Annotated in this window: 19 protein-coding genes; 9 read left to right on the top strand and 10 right to left on the bottom strand. The window is 71.6% G+C overall.

Annotation, left to right across the window (positions count from 1 at the left end; genetic code table 11):
- Positions 1 to 18 precede the first annotated feature (18 nt).
- Positions 19 to 693, bottom strand: a complete 675-nt coding sequence (locus ACZ4UV_RS28965) for a response regulator transcription factor (protein WP_351501695.1) — start codon at positions 691 to 693, stop codon at positions 19 to 21.
- Between the two features lie 76 nt (positions 694 to 769).
- Positions 770 to 1975 carry a sensor histidine kinase gene (locus ACZ4UV_RS28960; protein ID WP_351501693.1) on the bottom strand — a complete coding sequence of 402 codons (1206 nt, stop codon included), beginning with the start codon at positions 1973 to 1975 and terminating at the stop codon, positions 770 to 772.
- A 118-nt stretch (positions 1976 to 2093) separates the two neighbouring features.
- Between ACZ4UV_RS28960 and ACZ4UV_RS28955 the strand changes: the two genes are divergently transcribed.
- The gene (locus ACZ4UV_RS28955) at positions 2094 to 3116 is read left to right on the top strand and encodes an SAM-dependent methyltransferase (protein ID WP_467841735.1); all 1023 of its coding nucleotides are present in this window, start codon (positions 2094 to 2096) and stop codon (positions 3114 to 3116) included.
- Between the two features lie 137 nt (positions 3117 to 3253).
- Here ACZ4UV_RS28955 and ACZ4UV_RS28950 read toward each other — a convergent pair whose 3' ends face one another.
- Positions 3254 to 4405 carry an NADH-quinone oxidoreductase subunit D gene (locus ACZ4UV_RS28950; RefSeq protein ID WP_390047566.1) on the bottom strand — a complete coding sequence of 384 codons (1152 nt, stop codon included), beginning with the start codon at positions 4403 to 4405 and terminating at the stop codon, positions 3254 to 3256.
- A gap of 31 nt (positions 4406 to 4436) precedes the next feature.
- On the opposite strand from ACZ4UV_RS28950, the gene ACZ4UV_RS28945 reads away from it, so the two are divergent.
- The gene (locus tag ACZ4UV_RS28945; protein WP_351501687.1) at positions 4437 to 4940 is read left to right on the top strand and encodes a PH domain-containing protein; all 504 of its coding nucleotides are present in this window, start codon (positions 4437 to 4439) and stop codon (positions 4938 to 4940) included.
- Positions 4937 to 6265, top strand: coding sequence for a PH domain-containing protein (locus ACZ4UV_RS28940; RefSeq protein WP_451021131.1), 1329 nt, complete (start codon positions 4937 to 4939; stop codon positions 6263 to 6265). Before ACZ4UV_RS28945 ends, ACZ4UV_RS28940 begins: the two co-directional genes overlap by 4 nt.
- A gap of 182 nt (positions 6266 to 6447) precedes the next feature.
- Here the strand turns inward: ACZ4UV_RS28940 and ACZ4UV_RS28935 are convergent, their stop codons facing one another.
- Together ACZ4UV_RS28935 and ACZ4UV_RS28930 are read right to left on the bottom strand one after the other, a co-directional pair.
- The gene (locus ACZ4UV_RS28935) at positions 6448 to 7653 is read right to left on the bottom strand and encodes a hypothetical protein (RefSeq protein ID WP_467841730.1); all 1206 of its coding nucleotides are present in this window, start codon (positions 7651 to 7653) and stop codon (positions 6448 to 6450) included.
- Positions 7654 to 7750: 97 nt separating this feature from the next.
- Positions 7751 to 8863: an alpha/beta hydrolase gene (locus ACZ4UV_RS28930; protein WP_451021570.1), complete on the bottom strand. Its 1113-nt coding sequence runs from the start codon at positions 8861 to 8863 to the stop codon at positions 7751 to 7753.
- 224 nt (positions 8864 to 9087) lie between these two features.
- Between ACZ4UV_RS28930 and ACZ4UV_RS28925 the strand changes: the two genes are divergently transcribed.
- From ACZ4UV_RS28925 to ACZ4UV_RS28900, 6 genes are all read left to right on the top strand, one after another.
- A complete protein-coding gene (locus ACZ4UV_RS28925; protein ID WP_451021569.1) occupies positions 9088 to 10899 on the top strand; it encodes a phosphatidylglycerol lysyltransferase domain-containing protein in 1812 nt (603 codons plus the stop codon).
- 100 nt (positions 10900 to 10999) lie between these two features.
- On the top strand, positions 11000 to 11893 hold the full coding sequence (folP, locus tag ACZ4UV_RS28920) for a dihydropteroate synthase (RefSeq protein WP_390047576.1): 894 nt from the start codon (positions 11000 to 11002) through the stop codon (positions 11891 to 11893).
- Positions 11890 to 12393, top strand: coding sequence for a nuclear transport factor 2 family protein (locus ACZ4UV_RS28915; RefSeq protein ID WP_451021568.1), 504 nt, complete (start codon positions 11890 to 11892; stop codon positions 12391 to 12393). Before folP ends, ACZ4UV_RS28915 begins: the two co-directional genes overlap by 4 nt.
- Positions 12394 to 12642: 249 nt before the next feature.
- Positions 12643 to 13002 (top strand): dihydroneopterin aldolase, encoded by a 360-nt coding sequence (gene folB / locus ACZ4UV_RS28910; protein ID WP_351499954.1) that lies wholly within the window; start codon positions 12643 to 12645, stop codon positions 13000 to 13002.
- Positions 12999 to 13610 (top strand): 2-amino-4-hydroxy-6-hydroxymethyldihydropteridine diphosphokinase, encoded by a 612-nt coding sequence (gene folK, locus ACZ4UV_RS28905; protein WP_390047580.1) that lies wholly within the window; start codon positions 12999 to 13001, stop codon positions 13608 to 13610. The genes folB and folK overlap by 4 nt, the downstream gene beginning before the upstream one ends.
- A 50-nt stretch (positions 13611 to 13660) precedes the next feature.
- The gene (locus tag ACZ4UV_RS28900) at positions 13661 to 14149 is read left to right on the top strand and encodes a DUF3180 domain-containing protein (RefSeq protein WP_294009458.1); all 489 of its coding nucleotides are present in this window, start codon (positions 13661 to 13663) and stop codon (positions 14147 to 14149) included.
- A gap of 13 nt (positions 14150 to 14162) precedes the next feature.
- Here the strand turns inward: ACZ4UV_RS28900 and folE are convergent, their stop codons facing one another.
- The 5 genes from folE to ACZ4UV_RS28875 form a co-directional block, all read right to left on the bottom strand.
- Complete coding sequence (folE, locus tag ACZ4UV_RS28895) at positions 14163 to 14768, bottom strand: GTP cyclohydrolase I FolE (RefSeq protein ID WP_351499950.1); 606 nt, start codon at positions 14766 to 14768, stop codon at positions 14163 to 14165.
- Between the two features lie 138 nt (positions 14769 to 14906).
- A complete protein-coding gene (ftsH, locus tag ACZ4UV_RS28890; protein WP_390047582.1) occupies positions 14907 to 16946 on the bottom strand; it encodes an ATP-dependent zinc metalloprotease FtsH in 2040 nt (679 codons plus the stop codon).
- 209 nt (positions 16947 to 17155) lie between these two features.
- Positions 17156 to 17716 (bottom strand): hypoxanthine phosphoribosyltransferase, encoded by a 561-nt coding sequence (hpt, locus tag ACZ4UV_RS28885; RefSeq protein WP_093500061.1) that lies wholly within the window; start codon positions 17714 to 17716, stop codon positions 17156 to 17158.
- A 76-nt stretch (positions 17717 to 17792) separates the two neighbouring features.
- Positions 17793 to 18905: a tRNA lysidine(34) synthetase TilS gene (tilS, locus tag ACZ4UV_RS28880; RefSeq protein ID WP_390047584.1), complete on the bottom strand. Its 1113-nt coding sequence runs from the start codon at positions 18903 to 18905 to the stop codon at positions 17793 to 17795.
- 191 nt (positions 18906 to 19096) lie between these two features.
- Positions 19097 to 20230, bottom strand: a complete 1134-nt coding sequence (locus tag ACZ4UV_RS28875) for a zinc-dependent metalloprotease (RefSeq protein WP_351499944.1) — start codon at positions 20228 to 20230, stop codon at positions 19097 to 19099.
- Between the last annotated feature and the right edge of the window lie 74 nt (positions 20231 to 20304).

The raw sequence follows: 20304 nt of genomic DNA, 5'->3' as shown, positions 1-20304 counted from the left end.
GGCGCTGCCCGGCCGGCGTCAGCCGTGTCCGCCGCCCGCCCGCACCAGCCCGGTCTCGTAGGCCAGCACGACCACCTGCACGCGGTCACGGAGCCCGAGCTTGGTCAGGATGCGGCCCACATGGGTCTTCACGGTCGCCTCGGACAGCACCAGCCGGCTCGCGATCTCGCCGTTCGACAGGCCCTGCGCGACCAACACCATCACCTCGCGCTCGCGCTCGGTGAGCCGCTCCAGTTCCTGGTGCCGGGGCTCCTTGCCGACGGAGGGCAGCATCGGCGCGAAACGGTCGAGGAGGCGCCGGGTGGTGGAGGGCGCGACGACGGCGTCGCCGCTGTGCACGGAACGGATGGCGGCCAGCAGCTCGCCCGGGGGCACGTCCTTGAGCATGAAGCCGGAGGCGCCCGCCTTCAGCCCCGAGAAGGCGTACTCGTCGAGGTCGAAGGTGGTCAGGATGAGCACCTTCGGCGCGTCGGGCTGCTCGCAGATGCGGCGGGTGGCCTCCACGCCGTCCAGCTTGGGCATGCGCACATCCATCAGGACGACGTCCACTGCGGTGGACTTCAGCACCTGGAGGGCCTCGACGCCGTCGCCCGCCTCCGCGACGACCTCCATGTCCGGCTGGGCCGCGAGCACCATCCGGAACCCGGTGCGCAGCAGCACCTGGTCGTCGACGAGCATCACGCGGATCGTCATCGGGTCCTCTTCCGTTTCTTGTTCGGCCGCTCGGCCTGGGGGCGTGACAGGTGTCAACCGGGGGCGTGCGTATGCGTCAATGCGCTGGTTTGAGCGGCAGCAGGGCGCTGATGCGGAATCCTCCGCCAGGGCGGGGGCCCGCGTCGAGGGTGCCGCCCACCATGCCGACGCGTTCGCGCATGCCGATCAGGCCGTGCCCCTGGCCGTCGGCGCCGCCCTCCTCGTACATCTCGTGCGGTGCGCCCTTGCCGTCGTCCTCGACCAGCAGGCCGAGTCCGTCGTCGAAGTAGACCAGCCGCACGCTGGCGCCCGCGTTGGGGCCGCCGTGCTTGCGGGTGTTGGTGAGCGCCTCCTGCACGATCCGGTACGCCGTGAGCTCGACGCCGCTGGGCAGCGGGCGCGGGGTGCCCTCGACCTTGAAGTCGACGGGCAGGCCGGAGGTGCGGCACTGCTCGATGAGGTCGTCGATCTGCTCGACGTCGGGCTGCGGGACGTACTCGCCGACCTCCTTGTGCTCGCCGGTGCGCAGCACGCCCAGCAGGCGGCGCATCTCGGCGAGGGCCTGGCGGCCGGTGGAGGAGATCGTCTCCAGGGCCTTCTTCGCCTGGTCGGGGGCGGCGTCGAGGACGTAGGCGGCGCCGTCGGCCTGGACCACCATGACCGACACGTTGTGCGCGACCACGTCGTGCAGCTCGCGCGCGATCCGGGCGCGCTCGGCGGCGACCGCGACCTTGGCCTGCGCCTCGCGCTCCTTCTCCAGCCGGGCCGCGCGCTCCTCCAGCTGCGCGAAGTAGGCACGGCGGGTGCGCATGGAGTCGCCGAGCACCCAGGCGAGCACGAACGGCACCGTCTGGAACAGCACGATCGCGACGTGCCCCGGCAAGCTCGCCTCCCGCTGCGGCCACCGGATCTCCGCCAGGGGCGCGGCGCACAGCCCGGCGTAGAGGCCGAACCGGGACGCCCAGCGCGCGCCGACGGCGGCGTTCGTGCAGACGATCACCAGCATGGCGAAGTTGGCGACCGTCGTCTCCACGTCCAGCACCAGCTGGGCCAGGCCGGTGGCCGCGGCCAGCACCAGCATCGGCTCCGGGAAACGGCGGCGCAGCGCGACGACGACGCACATCACGACGGACACGGCCAGCATGGCGGCCCTGGATCCGTGGTGCTGCTGAGCCTCCCCGAGCTTCCAGGTGCTCGCGCCGGAGAGCCCGAGCAGGACGACGGCCCAGAAGCTGTCGACCCATGTCGGGTGCCTGCGGAGGAAGTCATAGAGGCGCTGCACGTAACCCAGAGTAGGGAAGCGTGATAGGTGCAGGGGTCAACCGGAGGGCCGATCCCTGTTCCGCACGTGTACTCCGCAAGGTGGAGAAGGTGATCACCTGTACGCCTAGTCTGGCCCGGTGACGGATGAGGCGACGCGAGAGACGGCCGACGACGCCCGGGGCTGGCGTGCGGCCACCGAGGCGGCCCTGTACGGCCCCGGCGGCTTCTACCGCCGCCCGGAGGGCCCGGCCGGGCACTTCCGTACGTCGGTGCACGCCTCGCCGCTGTTCGCCGAGGCCGTGGCCGAACTGCTGTGCCGGGTCGACGAGGCCCTGGGCCGCCCCGAGGCGCTGGACTTCGTGGACATGGGCGCCGGCCGGGGCGAACTGGTCACCGGCGTGCTCGCGGCCCTGCCCGCGGAGGTGGCGGCACGCACGCGTGCGTACGCCGTCGAACTCGCCGACCGCCCGCCGGGCCTGCCCGACCGGATCACCTGGCTGACCGAGCTCCCGCGCACGGTCCGGGGCCTGCTCTTCGCCAACGAATGGCTGGACAACGTGCCGGTCGAGGTGGCCGAGGTGGACCCGGCCGGGGTGCCTCGCCTGGTGCACGTCCGGCGGGACGGCACCGAACTGCTCGGCGAGCGGGTGTCGGGCGCGGACGCGCAGTGGCTCGCGCGGTGGTGGCCGCTGGGCGCCGAGCCGGGACTGCGCGCGGAGATCGGGCTGCCCCGGGACCGGGCGTGGGCGTCCGCCGTCACCAGCCTCCAGCGGGGGCTCGCGGTGGCCGTGGACTACGCGCACACCGTGGCCACGCGCCCCCCGTTCGGGACCCTCACCGGCTTCCGCGAGGGCCGTGCGACGGCACCCGTGCCGGACGGGGCGTGTGACATCACGGCGCATGTGGCGCTGGACGCGTGCACGGCGCTCGACCCGGCGCTCAGGCTGCCCGAGGCGCTCCTGTGCACGCAGCGCGACGCCCTGCGCGCCCTCGGCCTGGTCGGCGCACGCCCGCCGCTCACGCTCGCCTCCACGAACCCCGCCGGTTACGTGCGCGCCCTCGCGGCCGCGGGCGAGGCCGCCGAGCTGACCGCTCCCGGCGGCCTCGGCGACTTCCTCTGGCTGCTCCAGCCGGTGGGCATCGAGGACGCGCTGCTCTGAGCGCTCCGCTGGAAGGGCCGCGATCTGCCGCGATCTGCCGTCCGCCGACCGCGGCACCATCGTGGCTGGTCGCGCCCACGCGGCGGCAGCCGCATGTCGGACAAGGCCCCGCGCCCCTTACGGGGCGCTGTTTGCCCTTACTTGTCGATGTCCCCCACCACGAAGAACAGCGACCCCAGGATCGCGACCATGTCCGCCACCAGCGTGCCCGGCAGCAGTTCGGTCAGGGCCTGGATGTTGTTGTACGACGCCGAGCGCAGCTTCAGCCGGTACGGGGTCTTCTCGCCCTTGCTGACGAGGTAGTAGCCGTTGATGCCGAGGGGGTTCTCGGTCCAGGCGTACGTGTGGCCCTCGGGCGCCTTGAGGACCTTGGGGAGCCGCTGGTTGATCGGTCCCGGCGGCAGGTCCGCGAGCCGGTCCAGGCAGGCGTCGGCCAGGTCCAGGGCGTTGTGCGTCTGCTCCAGGAGGCACTCGAAGCGGGCCAGGCAGTCGCCCTCGGTGCGGGTCACCACCGTGAGGGTGTCCTGGAGCTCGCCGTAGGCCAGGTAGGGCTCGTCGCGGCGCAGGTCGAAGTCGACGCCCGAGGCGCGCGCGATGGGCCCGCTCACGCCGTAGGCGTGCACTGCCTCCGCCGCGAGGACGCCCACGCCCCGGGTACGGCCCCGGAAGATCTCGTTGCCGAGGACCAGGTCGTCGAAGACGTCCGTGCGGGAGCGCACGGCGGCCACGGCCGCACGCGCGCGTGCGGTCCAGCCGGCCGGCAGGTCCTCCTTGAGGCCGCCGACGCGGTTGAACATGTAGTGCATGCGCCCGCCGGAGACCTCCTCCATGACGTTCTGGAGCTCCTCGCGCTCGCGGAACGCGTAGAAGACCGGGGTGATGCCGCCCAGCTCCAGCGGATAGGAGCCGAGGAACATCAGGTGGTTGAGGACCCGGTTCAGCTCGGCGAGCAGGGTGCGGGTCCACACCGCGCGGACGGGCACCTCCATGCCGAGCATGCGCTCGACGGCGAGGACCACGCCCAGCTCGTTGGAGAAGGCCGACAGCCAGTCGTGGCGGTTGGCGAGCATGATGATCTGCCGGTAGTCGCGGGCCTCGAAGAGCTTCTCCGCGCCCCGGTGCATGTAGCCGATCACCGGCTCCGCCGAGACGATCCGCTCTCCGTCCAGCACCAGCCGCAGCCGCAGCACGCCGTGCGTGGAGGGGTGCTGGGGGCCGATGTTGAGCACCATGTCGGTGCTCTCCGCGGCGCCGCCGATCCCGACCGTGGTCTCCGTCGTAGGCGTCATGGATCCAGTCTCCCCTACGTACGCTGGCCCTATGGAGACGGGGAGCGCCGCCGGCGCCGAGACCACGGGGACCGAGCCGGTGTGGACGGGGCTGCCGCCCGGCCTGCTGCGGATGCGCCGGCTGCTGCTGGTGGTGTGGCTGGGGCTGCTCGCCCTGGCCCTGGGACTGCTGCCGGGCCTGCTCGCGGGCCCGGTGTGGGCGGCCTTCGCGCTGCTGCCGCTGGCCGCGCTGGCCTGGGGCTGGGCGCTGCTGGGCCGCAACTGGCGCTCCTGGCGGTACGCCGAGCGCGCCGACGACCTGCTGATCACCCGCGGGGTGCTGTGGCGCGAGGAGACCGTGGTGCCGTACGGGCGGATGCAGCTGGTGGAGGTGACCTCGGGGCCCGTGGAGCGGCACTTCGGGCTCGCCACCGTGCAGCTGCACACCGCGGCCGCGGCCACCGACGCGACGATCCCCGGGCTCGACCCGGCCGAGGCGGAACGGCTGCGCGACCGGCTCACCGAGCTCGGCGAGGCCCGATCGGCGGGGCTGTGACGGCGCCGGGCGTCGAGGGCGCCATAGGCGCGGGCAGGACCGTGGGTGAGCGGCGGCTGCACCCGGTGACGCCGTTCCGGCGGGCGTGGGCGCCGGTCGCGGTGCTCACGGGCTGGGCGGTGCACGACCCCAACCAGGCGCAGGAACAGCTGACGAAGCTGACCACGACCATGGTCCTGGGCGGGCTCGCCGCCCTGGTCACGGCGGGTGCCCTGTACGGCTTCCTCACCTGGTGGTTCACCTACTTCTCGGTGACCGACAGCGAACTGCGCATACGCACCGGCCTGTTGTTCCGGCGCACCGCGCACATCCGGCTGGAGCGGATCCAGGCCGTGGACGTCACCCAGCCGCTCCTCGCGCGCGTGGCGGGCGTCGCCAAGCTGCGGATAGACGTCGTCGGCACCGACAAGAAGGACGAACTCGCCTTCCTCGGCCAGGGCGAGGCGCGTGCGCTGCGCGCGGAACTGCTCGCGCGCGCCGCCGGGTTCGCACCGGAGACGGCGCACCAGATCGGCGAGGCTCCGGCGCACGAGCTGATGCGGGTTCCCCCGGCGAAGCTCGCGCTCTCGATCGTGCTGACGGGCGCCACCTGGGGCTCCCTGGCCGCCGCCCTGGTGGCCCCGCCGTTCCTCTGGCTGGCCACCCACAGCGTGTGGACGGTGCTCGCGACCGCCGTGCCGCTGCTCGGCGCGGCGGCCACGACCAGCGTGGGGCGGTTCGTCGGGGAGTACGACTGGACGGTCGGGGAGTCCCCGGACGGGCTGCGCATCGACCACGGTCTCCTCGACCGCACCCACGAGACCGTGCCGCCGGGACGGGTGCAGACCGTGCGGATCGTGGAGCCGCTGATGTGGCGGCCGCTGCGCTGGGTGCGGGTCGAGCTGGACGTGGCGGGTTCGGCGAACTCGGTGCTGGTCCCGGTCGCACCGCGCGCGGTCGCCGAGTCGGTCGTCGCGCGCGTGCTGCCCGGTGTGACCGTGCCCGGTGAGCTGCCGCGGCCGCCGGGGCGGGCCCGGTGGTGCGTGCCGATGTGGTGGCGCGGGTACGGGCTCGCGGTCACGGACGCGGTGTTCGCGGCGCGCCACGGGCTGCTGCGCCGGAAGCTGTCGCTCGTCCCGCACGCCAAGGTCCAGAGCGTACGGCTGACCCAGGGGCCCTGGGAGCGGCTGTGGCGGCTCGCGGACGTTCATGTGGACACGGGGGCCGACAAGACCGTCACGGCCCGGCTGCGGGGCGCCGAGGAGGCCGCGGCGCTGTTGCGGGAGCAGGCCGAGCGGTCGCGGACGGGGCGCCGGGCGGCGCGGCCGGACCGCTGGATGGCCTGACGGCCCGTCCGGTCGGTGGTCGGGTGCGGGTGCGTGGGGGCTGGTCGCGCAGTTCCCCGCGCCCCTAAAAGCAGGTCGGCGCGGTGAGCGCCCCTTCAGGGGCGCGGGGAACTGCGCGACCAGGCACGACGGCGCCGCACCCGACCACCGACCGTCCGTCCCGGCTCGGAACCGCCGCGTGTTCAGGACGCGGCGCTGCGCAGGCCCCCGAGGTTGATCTGCTCCGTCTCGTCGTGCGCGGTCAGGTCGATGACCTGGCCGACGCCGCGCGCCTGCGCGTCCGCGGGCTTGAACTCGGCCTCGGACTCGGCCTTGTGGAGCGCGAGCGCCTCCTGGCCGACGACGTCCGCGAGGTCCTCGTTGTGCATGGCCTCCAGGCCGCCCGCCGGCGTGCCCTTCTGGGTGCCGAAGAAGTCGAAGCCGCCGGTGACCAGCGGGCGCGGGATCGGCGCGGCCGGCAGGACCGCCACCGCGGTGGGCACCGTGAAGTGGCCCGAGGGCTGCACGGAGCGGGCGGACGGTGCCGTCGCGGGGTGGGCGTCCTGGTCCGCCGGTGCCGGGGTGGTGTCCTCCGCCTCCGGGCCGGCCGTGGTGGCGGCGGCCGCGCGGGCGTGCCCGTCGGCCGCCTCGGGCTGCCCCTGCGCCTCGTCCTCCGGCGCGGTCTCGCCCGTCGGGGCGGCCTCGGGCTCGGCGGCCGTCTCCGTCGCGCCCGCCGCCTCGGTGCCCGCGTCGGTCTCGCCCTTCGGGGCGTCCTTCTCGTCGAACCGGGCCAGTGCCACCTTGGCCCGCAGGAACAGCTTGGAACCCTCCGGCGAGAAGATCGCGGGAGCCGTCTCCTCGACCGTCAGCTCCTCGGCCTTCTCCTCGGCGGCCGCCACGGACTCCTCCGCCTCTTCCGCGCTGCGGGCGGGCGGCAGCGCGTTCGACGGCGCGGTGGCCTCGATCTCCAGCAGGCGGCGGCCCTCCAGGGCGCTCGCGCGCTCGGTCTCGGCCGTGGCATAGCGGCGCAGCAGGGACGCGTGCTCGTTGCGCAGTCCCGCCAGCTCCGACCGCTTCGCGCGCAGCCGCTGCTCCAGCTTGGCGCGCAGCTCCCGCGACTCCTCCAGGTCGGTCTCCAGCTCGGCGATCCGCTCCTCGTGGCGCCACTCGTCGCTCGCACGCGCGCGTGACAGGTCGGCCACCTGCTTGCCCGCCTCGCTGTCCCAGCGCCGCATGACGGCGGCGCCGACGGCGGCGGTGGCCGCGGCTATCGCGGCCAGGGTGCGCAGCACCGTCGGTTGGGAGAACAACCAGGGGCCCAGGGCGCAGACGAGGGAGACACCGGCGATCGCCGAGGGAGGCAACAGCCTGTGCAAGGGCGGGGAATGACGGTGACGTCCACGTGGCATGGCCAGAAACTTACCGCGCGTAGGCGAATCGTGGTGCCCCAGGCCGTAAAAACACAGCGACAACGAAGCCTTCACGCGGTACCGGCTGGGCCGGGACTCAGCGGTCGCTCAATCTGCCGCTGATCCACTGGAGGGTCGCAGGGATCTCGCGGCGCCAGGTGTTGAAGTTGTGGCCGCCGCTGTCGAGGATGATCGACGAGATCCGGGTCAGCTTGGTGGCCTCCACGCTCTTGATGAATTTCAGTGTGGCCTTGTAGTTGGTTTCTCCGACTTTGCTGCTGGTGACCAGCAGGGAAGTGTCCGGGGCGGGCTCGTGCTTCAGGAACCACCAGAGGTCGGCGCGGTTCTCGAGGTTCCGGTCGCCCTGGAAGAGGTCGCCGGTCGTGGCGTCGAGGGGCGCCTTGTACGACGGGGAGAGCCCGGCACCGGCCCCGTACACGCCGGGGTGGTGCACCGCGAGCTTGAGTGCGCAGTACCCGCCCGTCGAGTCGCCGACGATGCCCCAGCCGCCCGGCTTCACGGCGGCCCGGTAGTGCGCGCGCACGGCGTCGGGCAGGTCCCTGGCGAAGAAGGTCTCGGTCTGCGGGCCGTGCGGGACGTCCACGCACTCGGTGTCCCTGGGCGGTGCCACCGTGGGCCGCAGCATCACCAGGATCGTCGGCCGCATCTTCCCGTCCCGGACCAGGTGCTGCACCGTGCGCGGGTAGTGCAGCTTGTCGACCAGCGCCCGCGCGGTGCCGGGATAGCCGCTGAGGACGACCACCACCGGGAACGTCCGCGTGCGGTACTGCGGCTGGAAGTACTCCGGCGGCAGGTACACGTACGCGGGCGAGGTGATGTGGGTGGTCCGGCCGACTATGCCGACCTGCTGGATCTGACCGGCCGTCGTCGGCAGCGAGCCGCCCATGCCGTGCAGCTCCGACGTGGACAACACCTGGACCGGCCCGGACGCGTGGTTGACGACGACGCCCTGGTCGGTTTCCGTGCCGAGCAGGTCGGCCCAGCTCGCGTAGAAACCGAAGGCCTGGTTGACCGCTATCCCGACGCACGCGAAGAGCGCCAACTGGGTGGCCAGCAGAAGACCGACGCGGCCGCTGACGGCCCGCCAGTTCCGGCGGCCCAGCCGGGGCCACAGCCACACCGTGCCTACGAACAGCAGTACGGCGAACAAGATCGCCAATGCCAGCAGTTTATTGCTCGTGAGACCCATGAGGTGCTTCCTGCCTGCGCTTTCCCCCGTGACCACCGCCGCTTTCAGCGAGGCTTGCCCCGGGCTTTCCCTGGCCTTTGAACCGGCTTTCCGGTGGGGAGTGAACCTCTCCCCCCGAGACACCGTCCTAGAGGGCGCAATGTCGCCGGATGCCCGAATCGGGCCCGGATTCAAGGTCTCTCGCAGAACTACGGGATGCGATGTCTGTCAGGATAGATGGGGAAATGTCGGGCGAGGTTCCGAGCCGATCACGCCGGGCGCGGCGCATAGTCCGCGGCCCGCGCCCTGAGGCCGTCCCCGCTCTGGTCGGCAGGGCGTGCGCGGTCGTCGGCGTCCTGGACATTGCCGCGGGTGTGTTCCCGCGCTTCCGTCACAGCCGTATGCACGCCATGGCCGAGGTGCTGCCGGGCTCGCTCGGCCCGTTCGCCGCCGCGCTCTCGCTCAGCGTCGGCGTGCTGTTGCTGCTGCTCGCGCACGGGCTCAAGCGGCGCAAGCGACGGGCCTGGCGGGCCGCGGTCGCGCTGCTGCCGGCCGGTGCGGTCTCGCAGTTCGTGTACCGGCACTCGGTCATCGGCGTGCTGATCTCCCTGGCGCTGTTCGTGCCGCTCGTGATCCACCGCGACGAGTTCAAGGCGCTGCCCGACCCGCGCAGCAGGTGGCGCGCGCTCGCCAACTTCGTCCTGATGAGCGCCGGTTCGCTCGCGCTCGGCCTGGTCATCGTCAGCGCCCACCCCAAGCGCACGATCGGCGACCCCAGCCTGGCCGACCGCATCACCCACGTCCTGTACGGCCTGTTCGGTTTCGAGGGCCCCGTCGACTACGAGGGCTCCACCTCCTGGACGGTCGCCTTCTCCCTCGGCGCCCTCGGTCTGATCACCGCGGTCACCACCATCTACCTCGCCTTCCGCCCCGAACACCCCGCCGCACACCTCACCGAGGAGGACGAGACCCAGCTGCGCGCCCTCCTCGAGAAGCACGGCGCCCGCGACTCCCTCGGCCACTTCGCGCTCCGCCGTGACAAGGCGGTCGTCTTCTCGCCCAGCGGCAAGGCGGCGGTCACCTACCGCGTCGTCTCCGGCGTGATGCTCGCCAGCGGCGACCCCATCGGCGACGTCGAGGCCTGGCCCGGCGCCATCGAACGCTTCATGGACGAGGCCAAGGCCCACTCCTGGACCCCCGCCGTCATGGGCTGCTCGGAGACGGGCGGCGAGGTGTGGACCCGCGAGACCGGCCTGGACGCCCTCGAACTGGGCGACGAGGCGGTGGTGGACGTGGCGGATTTCTCGCTCGCCGGACGCGCGATGCGCAACGTGCGCCAGATGGTCAAGCGCATCGAGCGGGCCGGCTACGAAACCCGGGTACGGCGTGTCCGTGACGTCGGCGAGGCCGAACTCGACCGCATCCGCCGCGCGGCCGAGGACTGGCGCGGCACCGACACCGAGCGCGGTTTCTCGATGGCGCTCGGCCGCATCGGCGACCCCGCCGACGGCGACTGCCTGATCGCCACCGCCCACAAGGCCGACGAGACCCCCGGCCAGTACGGCGACCTCAAAGCGATCCTGCACTTCGTGCCCTGGGGCACCGACGGCGTCTCCCTCGACCTGATGCGCCGCGACCGCTCCGCCGACCCCGGGATGAACGAACTGCTCATCGTGGCCGCCCTCCAGGCGGCCCCGAAGCTGGGGATCACCAGGATCTCGCTGAACTTCGCGATGTTCCGTTCGGCGCTCGCCCGCGGCGAGAAGATCGGCGCCGGGCCGGTGCTGCGCGCCTGGCGCGGGCTGCTGGTGTTCCTCTCCCGCTGGTTCCAGATCGAGTCGCTGTACAAGTTCAACGCGAAGTTCCAGCCCCGCTGGGAGCCGCGCTTCGTGGTCTACCGGGCCTCCGGCGACCTCCCGCGCATCGGGCTCGCCGCCATGCAGGCCGAGGGCTTCGTCAGCCTCGCCCTGCCGCTGCCCCGCTTCCTGCGCCGCCAGACACCCGCCCCCCGCCCGTGCGCCCACAGCCTCGCCGAACAGGGCGTACGAGCGGCCTGACCCCATGACCGGCCCGAGCGGACACCCCTCCCCCTCCGGACCCGGGGGCGCCGCTCGGGCCACGGGGCTGCCCACGGGGCCCTGGGCCTACGCTGAACGTATGAGCAACCACAGCGGACGTGGCCAGGTGACAGGGCTTCCGGCATGGGACCGGTGCGCGGTCATGGGGGTCGTGAACGTCACCCCCGACTCCTTCTCCGACGGCGGCCGCTGGTTCGACACGACGGCCGCCGTCAAGCACGGCCTCGACCTCGGCGCCCAGGGCGCCGACCTGGTCGACGTCGGCGGCGAGTCCACCCGCCCGGGCGCCACCCGCGTCGACGAGGACGAGGAACTGCGCCGCGTCATCCCTGTCGTCCGCGGCCTCGCCTCCGAAGGCGTCGTCGTCTCCGTCGACACCGTGCGCGCCTCCGTCGCCCGGCAGGCCCTCGCCGCCGGCGCCGCCCTCGTCAACGACGTCAGCGGCGGCCTCGCCGACCCCGACATGATCCCCGTCGTCGCCGACTCCGGCGCCCCCTTCGTCGTCATGCACTGGCGCGGCTTCCTGGAGGGCGGCAACGTCAAGGGCGTGTACGCCGACGTCGTCGGCGAGGTCCTCGACGAACTGCACGCGCGCGTGGACGCCGTCCTGGCCGGCGGCATCTCCCCCGACCGGATCGTCGTCGACCCCGGCCTCGGCTTCTCCAAGAACTCCGAGCACGACCTGACCCTGCTCGCCCACCTCGACCGGCTGCACGCCCTGGGCCGCCCGCTGCTCGTCGCCGCCTCCCGCAAGCGGTTCCTCGGCCGGGTCCTGGCCGGACCCGAAGGAGCGCCCCCGCCGGCCCGGGAGCGCGACGCCGCGACGGCCGCCGTCTCCGCACTCGCCGCGCACGCCGGCGCATGGGCGGTGCGCGTGCACGAGGTACGCGCCACGGCGGACGCGGTACGGGTCGCGCGCGCAATAGAAGGAGCGCGCACGGGAACGGACGCGCCGGGCGAAGGAGCCCGGTGAGCGCCCCCCATACCGACGTCGAGCAGGTCGAGGCCGCCAACACCGCCTTCTACGAGGCACTGGAGAACGGCGACTTCGAGACCGTCTCCTCCCTCTGGCTCACCCCCGCCGACCTGGGCGTCGACGAGGAGTACCACGACCCCGCCGACAGCGGCGTGATCTCCTGCGTGCACCCGGGCTGGCCGGTGCTGACCGGCCGCGGCGAGGTCCTGCGGTCGTACGCGCTGATCATGGCGAACACCGACTACATCCAGTTCTTCCTCACCGACGTGCACGTCTCCGTCACCGGCGACACCGCCCTGGTGACCTGCACGGAGAACATCCTCAGCGGCGGCCCGGCCCCCGAGGGCAGCCAGGAACTCGGCCCGCTGGTCGGACAGCTGGTCGTCGCCACGAACGTGTTCCGGCGCACCCGGGACGGCTGGAAGCTCTGGTCCCACCACGCCTCCCCGGTGCTCTCCGAGACCGACGAGGACGAGGCGGACGACACGCCCTCCTGAGCCCGGGACACCCCCTGGCGGCCCAAGAAGTGGCTGGAATCACGAACTCGCGAGTAGGTACGGCCACCGGCCCATGAGCCGCCGGGTTCTCCGGGGGAAACAGCCGATGAACCCTGCCGCGTCCCGGTGAACCCCACGCCCCGTACCCCGGCGCCGTCGGTGCCCGCAGGTAGATTCGTGTGAGGCCGGTCCATCGCCCGCACGCGATGCGGCCCGGCCGCCACACCGACGATTGCAGGAGTGATTCGCGTGGATCGTGTCGCGCTGCGCGGCCTCAGGGCCCGCGGGCACCACGGTGTCTTCCCCAAGGAGCGCGAGGAGGGCCAGACCTTCATCGTGGACCTCTCCCTTGGCCTGGACACCCGTCCGGCGGCGGCCGACGACGACCTGACGAAGACCGTGCACTACGGCATCGTGGCCGAGGAGGTCGTCGCCGTGGTCGAGGGGGAGCCGGTGAACCTGATCGAGACGCTCGCCGAGCGGATCGCCCAGGTCTGCCTCAAACACGAGGGGGTAAGAGAGGTCGAGGTCCAGGTCCACAAGCCGGACGCGCCCATCACCGTCCCCTTCGACGACGTCACCGTCACCATCACCCGGAGCCGAGTATGACCGCATCCTCCCTGCGGGGTCCGAGCGACCCGACCGTCCAGCCGGTGCCCGCCTCCGTCGTCGAGCAGGTCGACGCCGCCGACACCACCCTGTCCAACCCCAAACGAGCCGTGGTCGCCCTCGGCTCCAACCTCGGCAACCGCCTGGAGACCCTGCAGGGAGCCATCGACGCCCTGGAGGACACCCCGGGCGTCCGCATCAAGGCCGTGTCGCCGGTCTACGAGACGGAGCCGTGGGGCGTCGCGCCCGGCAGCCAGCCGACGTACTACAACGCGATCGTGGTGCTGAAGACCACCCTCCCGCCGTCCTCCCTGCTGGAGCGGGCACACGCGGTCGAGGAGGCCTTCAACCGGGTGCGGGACGAGCACTGGGGCCCGCGCACCCTCGACGTCGACATCGTCGCCTACGCCGACGTCGTCTCCGACGACCCGCAGCTCACCCTCCCCCACCCGCGCGCCCACGAGCGCGCCTTCGTGCTCGCGCCCTGGTACGACATCGACCCGGAGGCCCTGCTGCCCGGCCGCGGCACGGTCGCGGACCTCCTGGCGGCCGTCACCCGGCACGGTGTGGAAGCGCGGGGGGACCTGGAACTCCGACTGCCCGAGTAGTCGTTAAGGTCGAGACGACCACATCGCTGCGGGGGAGCTGAAGGAAAACAGTGAAAGAGCTGCGGATCAGGGTGCTGGCCGGCGTCTTCGTCGTGGCCGGAGTGCTGTCCTGGGCGGCCGCCCGCCTCTGGAACGCGGTGGGGACGCTGCCCAGCGTGCCGGTGGCCGCCCCGATCGTCCTCGCCCTGATCGCCGTGGTCCTGCTCTCCACCGCACTCTCGCTGCGCGCCCGCCTCAAGGCCCAGCGCGAGCGCCGCCCCGGCGCCAAGGGAGTCGACCCCCTGATGGCGGCCCGCGCGGTCGTCTTCGGCCAGGCGAGCGCCCTCGTCGCCGCCCTCGTCGCCGGCATGTACGGCGGCACCGGCGTCTTTCTCCTGGAACTCCTCGACCTCCCCACCCGCCGCGACCAGGCCCTCTACGCGGCCTTCTCGGTCGTCGCCGGCATCGGCGTGATAGCGGCGGCCATCTTCCTGGAACGGGTGTGCAAGCTCCCGGAGGACGACGACAACGACCACAGCGGGGCCGAACCGGTGGCGTGACCCCTGGCGGGCGTCAGCGGGCCAGTATCAGGCTCATCGCCTCGGCGCGGGTCGTGGCGTCCCTGAGCTGACCGCGGACCGCCGACGTCGTCGTCTTGGCACCCGGCTTGCGGATCCCGCGTACCGACATGCACATGTGCTCTGCTTCGACGACGACGATCACACCCCGGGCCTCCAGAATCCGCATGAGGGAGTCCGCGATCTGCGTGGTGAGCCTCTCCTGCACCTGAAGACGGCGTGCGAACACCTCCACCAGGCGCGCCAGCTTCGACAGACCCGTGATCTTGCCGGTCTCCGCAGGGATGTAGCCGACATGGGCCACGCCGTGAAACGGCAGCATGTGGTGCTCGCACAGACTGACGATTTCGATGTCCTTCACCAGGACCATCTCGTCATGCCCGAGGTCGAACGTCGTCGTCAGGACCTCCTCGGGCGACTGCTGATTCCCCGCCAGAAGCTCGCGATACGCCCGCGCCACCCGCGCCGGAGTCTCCCGCAGGCCCTCGCGGTCCGGGTCCTCGCCGACCGCGATCAGAAGTTCGCGTACGGCGTTCTCGGCGCGCTTCTCGTCGAACTCGCCGATGGTGCCTTCGCCGTCCAGGGTCACGGGGTCGGTCATCTGGGATGCCTCGTTCCTCGGGGGTGGGCGCATGTGGATCACGCGCCTCATGTACAGGCATTACGGAAATGCCGCGCCCCCCAGGCTAGATCCTGGGGGGCGCGGCATCCATTCCGAGCCAGGTGAGGCCGGTGTGAGTCAGCTCTCGGGGCGGTCCTCGGGAGCCTTCTCGACCGCGGGGGCGGATTCGGCCGCCGTGGCCTTGGCGGTGCTGATCGCCGCGGTGGCGCCGTTGGTCCCGTTGGTCAGTGCGAGCTCCTTCGGGGAGAGCACCGGCGGGCGGGTGGACGGCGTACGGCGGGAGGATCCGGTCCAGGCGGGCCGCGCCGGGCGCTTGACGATGGCGGAGAAGATCTCGGCGATCTCCTCCTTGCCCAGGGTCTCCTTCTCCAGGAGCTGGAGAACGAGGTTGTCGAGGACGTCGCGGTTCTCGACCAGGATCTCCCAGGCCTCGTTATGAGCATTCTCGATGAGTTTCTTTACTTCCTCGTCCACCAGGGCGGCGACCTCTTCCGAGTAGTCGCGCTGGTGGGACATCTCACGGCCGAGGAAGGGCTCGGTGTTGTCGCCGCCGAACTTGATCGCGCCGAGACGCTCGGTCATGCCGTACTGCGTGACCATCGCGCGGGCGGTGGCCGTGGCCTTCTCGATGTCGTTCGCGGCGCCGGTGGTCGGGTCGTGGAAGACCAGTTCCTCGGCCGCGCGGCCGCCCAGCATGTAGGCGAGCTGGTCGAGCATCTCGTTGCGCGTGGTCGAGTACTTGTCCTCGTCAGGCAGGACCATCGTGTAGCCGAGGGCGCGGCCGCGGGACAGGATCGTGATCTTGTGGACCGGGTCGGAGTTCGGGGAGGCCGCCGCGACCAGGGCGTGGCCGCCCTCGTGGTACGCGGTGATCTTCTTCTCCTTGTCCGACATGATCCGGGTCCGCTTCTGCGGGCCCGCGACCACGCGGTCGATCGCCTCGTCGAGCATCTGGTTGTCGATGAGCTTGCGGTCGCTGCGGGCCGTGAGCAGGGCCGCCTCGTTCAGCACGTTCGACAGGTCCGCGCCGGTGAAGCCCGGCGTGCGGCGGGCGACCGCCGCGAGGTCGACGTCCGGCGCGACCGGCTTGCCCTTCTGGTGGACCTTGAGGATCTCCAGACGGCCCTGCAGGTCCGGCGGGTCGACCGCGATCTGGCGGTCGAAGCGGCCGGGGCGCAGCAGCGCCGGGTCGAGGATGTCGGGCCGGTTCGTCGCGGCGATGAGGATCACGCCGCCCTTGACGTCGAAGCCGTCCATCTCGACGAGCAGCTGGTTCAGCGTCTGCTCGCGCTCGTCGTGACCGCCGCCGAGGCCGGCGCCGCGGTGGCGGCCGACCGCGTCGATCTCGTCGACGAAGACGATCGCCGGGGCGTTCGCCTTGGCCTGCTCGAAGAGGTCACGGACTCGGGAGGCACCGACACCGACGAACATCTCGACGAAGTCGGAACCGGAGATCGAGTAGAAGGGGACGCCCGCCTCGCCGGCGACGGCGCGCGCGAGCAGCGTCTTGCCGGTGCCGGGGCGGCCGTAGAGGAGCACGCCCTTGGGGATCTTGGCGCCGACGGCCTGGAACTTGGCCGGCTCCTGCAGGAACTCCTTGATCTCGTGGAGTTCCTCGACGGCCTCGTCGCAGCCCGCGACGTCCGCGAAGGTCGTCTTCGGGGTGTCCTTGGTGATGAGCTTCGCCTTGGACTTGCCGAAGTTCATGACCCGGGAGCCGCCGCCCTGCATCTGGTTCATCAGGAACAGGAAGACGACCACGATGAGGACGAAGGGCAGCAGGGAGAGCAGGACGCTGACGAAGGCGTTCTGCTTGGTCGGCGCGACGGTGTAGCCGTCGGTGATCTGCTTGTCCTGGTACTTGGTCTGCAGCGTGTTGGCGAGGGCCACGCCCTGGTCGCCGATGTAGCTCGCCTGGATCTTCGAGCTGCCGTCGACCTTCTCGCCGTTCTTGAGCGTGACCTTGATGGTCTGCTCGTCACCGGTGGTCAGCTTGGCCGATTCCACCTTGTTGTCATTGATCGCCGCCACGACCTGGCCGGTGTCCACCGTCTTGTAGCCGCCGGACGAGCCGACGACCTGCATCAACACGACCACGGCAAGGACGGCCAGCACGATCCACATGACCGGCCCACGGAAGTATCGCTTCACGTCCATCCATACGGAGCGGTGTCGCCCCGTCCCTCCTGCCATAGTGAGTTTGATAAGACAGTTCTTCTGACGGTACCCCAGCATTGTGGCCCGAAGCCGCACGAAGCTGCGCGGACCACTGGTGAAACCCGTCTCTGCATGCTCCAACGGCGCGAAACCCGCTGGGGTTCCCGATCGTCTTACGTAAGTGGACCCTGCGGCGTATCAGCCGGGGTTCAGCCGCCGTAGACGTGAGGCGCGAGCGTACCCACGAACGGGAGATTGCGGTACTTCTCCGCGTAGTCGAGGCCGTAGCCGACGACGAACTCGTTGGGGATGTCGAAGCCGACCCACTCGACGTCGATGGCGACCTTGGCCGCGTCCGGCTTGCGCAGCAGGGTGCAGATCTTCAGGGTCTCGGGCTCGCGGGAGCCGAGGTTGTTGATCAGCCAGGACAGGGTCAGGCCCGAGTCGATGATGTCCTCGACGATCAGGACGTGCCGGCCCTTGATGTCGGTGTCGAGGTCCTTGAGGATCCGCACCACACCGGAGGACTGGGTGCCCGCGCCGTACGAGGACACGGCCATCCAGTCCATCGTGACGGGGGTGGACAGCGCCCGGGCGAGGTCCGCCATGACCATCACGGCGCCCTTGAGGACGCCGACGATGAGCAGGTCCTTGCCCGCGTACTCCGCGTCGATCTTCGCGGCCAGCTCGGCCAGCTTCGCGTCGATCTCTTCCTTGGTGATGAGCACCTGCTGGAGGTCGGCACCCATGTCTTTCGCGTCCACCCGCATCACTTTCGGTCGGTCGTCCCACCGGCCTACCCGGCCTTTCGGAGGAGCGCCGAGGAGCTCTCCGTGAGGTCGGGATTCAGCCTTGCCGAATCACCAGTCTGCCACCCTGGCGCTGGGCGACGACCTTGCCGGGGAGATTGATGGCCCCCTGGCCTCGCCAGCCGGTGATGAGGCGGTCGACTTCCTCGATGTGCCGGGCGAACAGGGAGCCGGCCGGTGCGCCCGCCTGGATGGCCGCGCGGCGCAGGATCCGGCGGCGCACCGCGGGGGGCAGGGCGTAGAGCTTGGCGCACTCCAGCAGGCCCGCGGCGTCCCGTACGGAGGCCTCGGCCTGACTGGCCCAGGTGTCGAGGGCGTCGGCGTCGTCCCGGGAGAGCTGGGCGGTGCGGGCGAGCGCCTCGACGACGCCCTTGCCGAGGGCCTTCTCCAGGGCGGGCAGGCCCTCGTGGCGGAGCCGGGAGCGGGTGTAGGCCGGGTCCGCGTTGTGAGGATCGTCCCAGACGGGCAGGGACTGGACCATGCAGGCCTTGCGGGCGGTCTGCCGGTCCAGCTGGAGGAACGGGCGGCGGTAACGGCCGCCGGCCCCCGAGACCGCGGCCATTCCGGACAGGGAGCGGATGCCGGAGCCGCGGGCGAGGCCGAGCAGGACGGTTTCGGCCTGGTCGTCCCTGGTGTGGCCGAGCAGGATCGCGGCGCCGCCGTGCCGTTCGAGCGCGGCGTCCAGGGCGGCGTAGCGGGCGTCGCGGGCGGCGGCTTCGGGTCCGCCGTCGCGGCCGACGGCCACAGTGATGGACTCGACCGGATCGAGGCCGAGTTCGCGCAGCCGCAGGACGACCTCCTCGGCGCGCAGGTCGGAGCCGGGCTGCAGGCCGTGGTCGACGGTGATGCCGCCCGCGCGGATGCCGAGCTTGGGGGCCTCGAAGGCGAGGGCGGAGGCGAGTGCCATGGAGTCGGCGCCGCCGGAGCACGCGACGAGGACGAGCGGGGAGGGGGGCCGCTCGTTCGGTGTCTGCTCCGGGATCTCCGGGGCCTCGGGGAGGCCGCCGGCATGGCGCGCGAGGCGCACGCCGATGCGCCCACCGGCGCGCTCGCCGGCGGTGCGGGCGTGGCGGCTGTCGTCGGTGAGGATGTCGTGGAGGACGCGGCGAACCGCCAGGCGTATCGCCGCGACCGCAGGATGGGGACCCATGTCCGGTTCCCTTCATGAAGTTGTCGGGGGGTGAACCCGAGATCGGTCACTCAGAGTGTGTAGATGGTGACAGAAACGGGCCGTTCCCCGAGCATCGCACGCCTACCCATCGCTCACGGTCCCTCGGACGGGTGATTGGAGGGGCGTTCGCCTGCCGTCGGCCGGTTTCCGTTCACCACACATCCGTCGGTTCACGACTCGGCCTTGCGGTGCACCCGCGCGACCCAGTCCGCCGGTTTGGCGATCTCCGCCTTGGTCGGCAGGGTGTTCGGCGAGGTCCACACCCGGTTGAAGCCGTCCATGCCGACCTGCTCGACGACGGCCCGCACGAACCGTTCGCCGTCCCGGTACTGACGGAGTTTGGCGTCCAGACCGAGCAGCTTGCGCAGGGTCATGTCGAGCCGGGAGGCGCCCTTGGCGCGCCGCTGCTGGAACTTCTCGCGGATCTCGGCGACGGTCGGCACCACCGCGGGTCCGACGCCGTCCATGACGAAGTCGGCGTGGCCCTCCAGGAGGGACATGACGGCGGTGAGCCGGCCGAGGATCTCGCGCTGGGCCGGGGTCTGCACGAGTTCGACGAACGACCGTCCGCCGTCGTCCTCCTCGGCCTCGGGGCGGCTCCCGGCGAGGGACTGGGCGGCGTCCCGGATGCGTTCGAGGACGGTCATCGGGTCGACGTCCGTCTCCGACAGGAACGACTGGATCTCGCCCTCCAGATGGGCGCGCAGCCAGGGCACCGCCGTGAACTGGGTGCGGTGCGTCTCCTCGTGCAGGCACACCCACAGGCGGAAGTCGTGGGGCCGGACGTCGAGTTCGCGCTCCACGTGGACGATGTTCGGGGCGACGAGCAGCAGCCGGCCGCCGCCGTTCTCGTCCGCCGGGAGGTCCCGGGAGGAGGGGGCGAAGGTCTCGTACTGGCCGAGGACCCGGGACGACAGGAACGACAGCAGCATGCCGAGTTCCACGCCGGTGACCTTGCCGCCGACCGCGCCGAGGACCGAGCCGCCGGGAGTGCCCGCGCGCCGTTCCTGCATCTTCTCGAGCAGCGGCTTGAGGAGTTCACGGAAACCGGCGACGTTCGCCTTCACCCAGCCGGGCCTGTCCACCACCAGAACGGGGGTGTCGTGGATGTCGTCGGTCCCCATACGAGTGAAGCCCCGGACGTGTTCCTCCGAGGCCTTCGCGTGCCGCCGCAGTTCCGCGACGATGCCCCGGGCCTCGTCGCGGCTCACCTCGGGCCCCGGCCGCACGAGCCGGGTCGCGGTCGCCACCGCGAGATTCCAGTCGACCATCCCAGAAGAAGCAGCGCCACCGATGCTCGTCATGCGTCAACCGTACGTTAGCGCTACCGCTTGGGGCAGGCCGTGGCGGTTGGTGAGGTTGGCGTGACTTGTGTGGT

The sequence above is a fragment of the Streptomyces sp. NPDC028289 genome (assembly GCF_055565975.1).
Note: the sequence above shows the minus strand (reverse complement) of the source record. Positions and strands in the feature narration are given on the sequence as shown.

Bases quoted from the DNA above. Each gene is read 5' to 3' on its own strand.
- folK (WP_390047580.1), top strand. From the start codon at position 12,999: ATGACCGCATCCTCCCTGCGGGGTCCGAGCGACCCGACCGTCCAGCCG.
- ACZ4UV_RS28930 (WP_451021570.1), bottom strand. From the start codon at position 8,863: ATGGGTCTCACGAGCAATAAACTGCTGGCATTGGCGATCTTGTTCGCC.
- folE (WP_351499950.1), bottom strand. From the start codon at position 14,768: ATGACCGACCCCGTGACCCTGGACGGCGAAGGCACCATCGGCGAGTTC.
- ACZ4UV_RS28925 (WP_451021569.1), top strand. From the start codon at position 9,088: ATGTCGGGCGAGGTTCCGAGCCGATCACGCCGGGCGCGGCGCATAGTC.
- ACZ4UV_RS28945 (WP_351501687.1), top strand. From the start codon at position 4,437: ATGGAGACGGGGAGCGCCGCCGGCGCCGAGACCACGGGGACCGAGCCG.
- folP (WP_390047576.1), top strand. From the start codon at position 11,000: ATGAGCAACCACAGCGGACGTGGCCAGGTGACAGGGCTTCCGGCATGG.
- ACZ4UV_RS28935 (WP_467841730.1), bottom strand. From the start codon at position 7,653: ATGCCACGTGGACGTCACCGTCATTCCCCGCCCTTGCACAGGCTGTTG.
- hpt (WP_093500061.1), bottom strand. From the start codon at position 17,716: ATGCGGGTGGACGCGAAAGACATGGGTGCCGACCTCCAGCAGGTGCTC.
- ftsH (WP_390047582.1), bottom strand. From the start codon at position 16,946: ATGGACGTGAAGCGATACTTCCGTGGGCCGGTCATGTGGATCGTGCTG.
- tilS (WP_390047584.1), bottom strand. From the start codon at position 18,905: ATGGGTCCCCATCCTGCGGTCGCGGCGATACGCCTGGCGGTTCGCCGC.
- ACZ4UV_RS28965 (WP_351501695.1), bottom strand. From the start codon at position 693: ATGACGATCCGCGTGATGCTCGTCGACGACCAGGTGCTGCTGCGCACC.
- ACZ4UV_RS28950 (WP_390047566.1), bottom strand. From the start codon at position 4,405: ATGACGCCTACGACGGAGACCACGGTCGGGATCGGCGGCGCCGCGGAG.
- ACZ4UV_RS28875 (WP_351499944.1), bottom strand. From the start codon at position 20,230: ATGACGAGCATCGGTGGCGCTGCTTCTTCTGGGATGGTCGACTGGAAT.